The organism is Microbacterium sp. Leaf351 (genome assembly GCF_001423825.1).
Lineage (GTDB): Bacteria > Actinomycetota > Actinomycetes > Actinomycetales > Microbacteriaceae > Microbacterium > Microbacterium ginsengisoli.
The window spans coordinates 82,175-86,017 of record NZ_LMPK01000011.1 but is presented as its reverse complement, the minus strand read 5'-3'; the positions used below and the strand labels follow the sequence as shown (position 1 = coordinate 86,017).

6 protein-coding genes are annotated in these 3,843 nt (G+C 71.4%); 2 read left to right on the top strand and 4 right to left on the bottom strand.

Going from position 1 to position 3,843, the window contains the following annotated elements:
• The coding region (locus ASG00_RS16910; protein WP_235559145.1) for a DEAD/DEAH box helicase at positions 1-786 on the bottom strand (786 nt) is incomplete at its 3' end.
• Between the two features lie 233 nt (positions 787-1,019).
• Positions 1,020-1,394: an SPW repeat domain-containing protein gene (locus ASG00_RS04605; RefSeq protein WP_045246976.1), complete on the bottom strand. Its 375-nt coding sequence runs from the start codon at positions 1,392-1,394 to the stop codon at positions 1,020-1,022.
• Positions 1,395-1,461: 67 nt separating this feature from the next.
• On the opposite strand from ASG00_RS04605, the gene ASG00_RS04600 reads away from it, so the two are divergent.
• The gene (locus ASG00_RS04600) at positions 1,462-2,181 is read left to right on the top strand and encodes a ferritin-like fold-containing protein (protein WP_156454837.1); all 720 of its coding nucleotides are present in this window, start codon (positions 1,462-1,464) and stop codon (positions 2,179-2,181) included.
• A 42-nt stretch (positions 2,182-2,223) separates the two neighbouring features.
• On the opposite strand, the gene ASG00_RS04595 is transcribed toward ASG00_RS04600, so the two are convergent.
• Both ASG00_RS04595 and ASG00_RS04590 read right to left on the bottom strand, forming a co-directional pair.
• On the bottom strand, positions 2,224-2,514 hold the full coding sequence (locus ASG00_RS04595) for a hypothetical protein (RefSeq protein WP_045246977.1): 291 nt from the start codon (positions 2,512-2,514) through the stop codon (positions 2,224-2,226).
• 5 nt (positions 2,515-2,519) lie between these two features.
• Complete coding sequence (locus ASG00_RS04590; RefSeq protein WP_056207243.1) at positions 2,520-2,744, bottom strand: DUF3107 domain-containing protein; 225 nt, start codon at positions 2,742-2,744, stop codon at positions 2,520-2,522.
• A gap of 164 nt (positions 2,745-2,908) precedes the next feature.
• Between ASG00_RS04590 and ASG00_RS16905 the strand changes: the two genes are divergently transcribed.
• The coding region (locus tag ASG00_RS16905) for a UvrD-helicase domain-containing protein (RefSeq protein ID WP_235559144.1) at positions 2,909-3,843 on the top strand (935 nt) is incomplete at its 3' end.

Sequence of the window (3,843 nt, the reverse complement as noted above, 5' to 3'; positions counted from 1 at the left end):
CTCGTCGACGAGTCGCTGCGCGGCGCGCTTCGTGCGGGTGAAGATGACGGTCTTGCCGCGACCCTCCGCCTGGAGGATGCGGGCGATCACCTCGTCCTTGTCGAGCGAGTGCGCGCGGTAGACCAGGTGACGGATGTTCGCCTGCGTGAGACCCTCGTCGGGGTCGTTGGCTCGGATGTGGATCGGGTTCGACATGAACCGACGCGCCAGCGCGACGATCGGCCCGGGCATCGTCGCCGAGAAGAGCTGGGTGTGACGCACCGCGGGCACCTTCTGGAAGATCTTCTCGATGTCGGGCAGGAAGCCGAGGTCGAGCATCTTGTCGGCCTCGTCGAGCACGACCTCGGTCGCGTTCGACAGGTCGAGCAGGCGCTGGCCGGCGAGATCGATGAGGCGGCCGGGCGTGCCGACGACGATCTGCGCACCCGCCTGCAACTGCTCGATCTGCCCTTCGTATGCCTTGCCGCCGTAGATCGCCACGACGCTCGTGGCGCGGCCCTGGGTCAGCAGGTCCATGTCCTCATAGACCTGCACCGCGAGCTCACGGGTCGGCACGACGATGAGCGCCTTCACGCCGGGCTCGGGGTGGGCGCCGAGGCGCTGCACCACGGGGATGCCGAAGCCGAAGGTCTTGCCGGTGCCGGTCTTGGCCTGGCCGATGATGTCCTGGCCGGGGAGCGAGAGCGGGATCGTCTGCTCCTGGATGGGGAAGGCATCCACGATGCCCTTGTGCGCGAGTGCGTCGAGGATGTCCTGGTCGACGCCGAGATCGGCGAACGTCGTCACGATATGAACCTGTCTGATGAGGGCGGCGTCTGCGCCGCGAGATCGTCCACGCCCTCATTCAGCCGCAGGCGCGGGGCCCCGATCCCTGCCGGGGCACTCCCTCCAGGGTACCCGGTCACCGCCCGCGCACCTGCCGACGCGCGGCATCCGGAGCCGTACGCCGCCCGACATGACCGTGCCCTCCGCCGCACGAGGCGGGGAGGGCACGGCTCCGGGGGGAGGAGCGACGAGGCTCAGCGACCGACCGAGGGACCGGGCGCGGGCTTCGAGAAGATCACCACGACGATGACGGCGATGCCCACGACGACGTGCGGGAGCCACACGTTCGGCGGGTACGACGAGAAGCCGAAGATGAACGGGGACAGGGCGAGGAACAGGCTCGCCACGACGTCGAACACGAGGTGGACCGGCATCGGGATGAGCTTGAACGGGCCCCACTCGTACCGGGTGAACAGGCTGTAGACGATGAGGCCTGCTCCGAGGATGAGGGGGATGACGACCGCAGCGCCTCCGACCGACGAGAAGCCGAAGATCAGCGGTGCGAACAGCAGGGCGAGGCCGACGATGTAGTCGAGCGCTCCGTGGACTTTCGTGGGAATGAACCTCATGTCACTCATTCGGCGCACGGCCCCGAACGGATGGGATCGCGTGCGGAAGCGGCATCCGCCTACGCTGGTGTGCGTGTGGGACTGGTTCCGTCGTCGTCGACCCGTGGGGCGCGTGCTACGTCTGCGCACCCGAGGCGAGGCGTCGGGGGCGACCCGCGTCGACTTCGCCGAGCTCGCCCCGCCCGTCGACACGTTCCTCGGCCAGGCGGCCTATCTGCAGCTCGGCTACTTCGAGACGCTGAGCGCCCTCATCGCGCCCACGCCGTCGCTCGCCCAGAAGGAGGCGCTCTCCCGCGCATCCGGGGCGGCCCTCACCAAGCACCAGCAGCTGGTGGCGGTCATCCGCGAGCGCGGCGACGACCCGCTGACGCTGATGTTGCCCTTCCGCGAGCAGCTCGACGCGTTCCGTCGTCGCACCCAGGGGGAACGCTCGCTCGAGACCATGCTCACCGTGCACCTGACGGCGGGCATCCTCGACGACTTCTACCGCTCGCTCGCCGCGAGCTACGGCGAGACCGGGCGCCGGGTGGCGCGCATCCTCGAGGCCGACACCGACCGCAAGGCGATCGCCGACATCATCCACGACGCGATCTCCGCGGACGAGGAGTGGCGGTCGCTGCTCGCGATGTGGGGGCGGCGTCTCGTCGGCGACACCCTGCTCGTCGCCCGTGCGGCCCTCAGCCGTTCGCCGGAGACGGCCGAGGAGGACGCCACCGTGGAGCCGGTCTTCACCGCACTCATGGGCGCTCACGCGGCCCGGATGAGTGCGATGGGCCTCGAGTCCTGAGAGATCGGATGCCCCGCCTCGCCGTGGCGGGGAAGCGGGACGTCAGCCGATCTTGAGGCGGGACTTCTCGCGCGCGTCGTGCGTGGCGCGCACGCGCGAGAGCACGACACCGACGGGCACGGTCACCACGACCGCGGCGAGGATCGACAGGACCCACAGCAGCGGGTTGTCGGTGGTCAACCCCGCCCAGGTGAGAGCCAGCCACACCGCACCGCCGGCGACCGCCCCGACGGCCGGAAGCAGCGCGACACCGCGCGAGTCGCGGCCCGGGAGCGCATAGTGCAGCACCAGCCCGATGCCGATGCCGAAGAGGAACGCGAGGACGATGTCCATCGTGCTCAGGCCACGAAGCCCACGCGACGCGACTCCTCGGTGCCGAGCTCGATGTAGGCGAGTCCGGCCGTCGGCACGATGAGCGTGTTGCCCTTGGCGTCGACGAGCGAGATGTGGGTCGCGTTGTCGTCGAGCGCGGCGGCGATCTGGGCCTTGACCGAGTCGACCGACTCGTTGGTCTCGAAGTTGAGCTCGCGCCCCGTGTTCGCGATGCCGATGCGGATCTCCACGTCCCGGTCCTCCCTGTCGTCCCCGTCGATCGCGAGGGCGATCGGTGGCCGGGGCGCGCCCGCCGCGGGCGCATGATCGAGCGTAGCCTGCGCCCCGCGGCGCACCGGCCGCGCACGTCACGCTGTCGGCGAACGATGTCGGGCGGCGTCGGTAGCGTGGTCGGGTGACGTCCGACACCGCACCCCCCGCCGACGCGGCTGTGCGGGCGCTGGTGCGCTCGGCGCCCGCGGCGCTCACGGGCGTCGTGACGGGCGCTCCCGGCTCCGGCAAGACGACGCTGCTCGTCGAGCGTGCCGCCGCGCTCGTCGCGGCCGGGTCGGACCCCGACGCGGTGCTCGCCCTCACGCCCACGCGTCAGACGGCGACGGCGCTGCGCGACCGCTTGTCCCTTGCACTCGGGCGCGCGACGTCAGGCCCGCCGGCGCGTTCGCTCACCTCGTTCGCGTTCCAGCTCGTCCGCGCGCATGCCGTGCACACCGGCGACGAGCCGCCCCTGCTGCTCACGGCGTCCGACGACGACCAGATCCTCGCCGACCTCCTCGCCGGCGACGCCGAGGACGAGGCATCCGGTCGCTCGCGCTGGCCGGACGCGCTCGGAGCCGCCACCCGTGCAACCCGCGGCTTCCGCGGTGAGCTGCGTGCCTTCATCGCCGACGCGCGCACGCTCGCGCTGACCCCCGCCCGCATCGCCGCGCTCGCCGACGCCGAGGCCGAGACCGTATGGACGGCGCTCGCATCGTTCCTCGCCGAGTACGAAGGCGTGCTGGGCGACATGCGCGCCTCGACGCGTGACGCGGCGGGCCTCACGCTCGAGGCCGTCGAGCTGGTGCGCGCTCTTCCCGTCGACCACCCCGTGTTCGCTGCGGTGCGGCGGCTCGACGCCGTGATCGTCGACGACGCCCAGGAGCTGACATCCGGCGGCGTCGACCTCCTCGCCGCGCTGCGGGACCGTGGCGTCGGCGTCGTCGCCTTCGGTGACCCCGACCTCGCCTCGGGCGCATATCGCGGGGCGAGGCCAGAGAACCTCGCCGCGCTGGGCGCGCGTCTCGGATCTCTCGGCGCGCTCACCGAGCCGCACCGAGCGCAGGGCGACCTGAT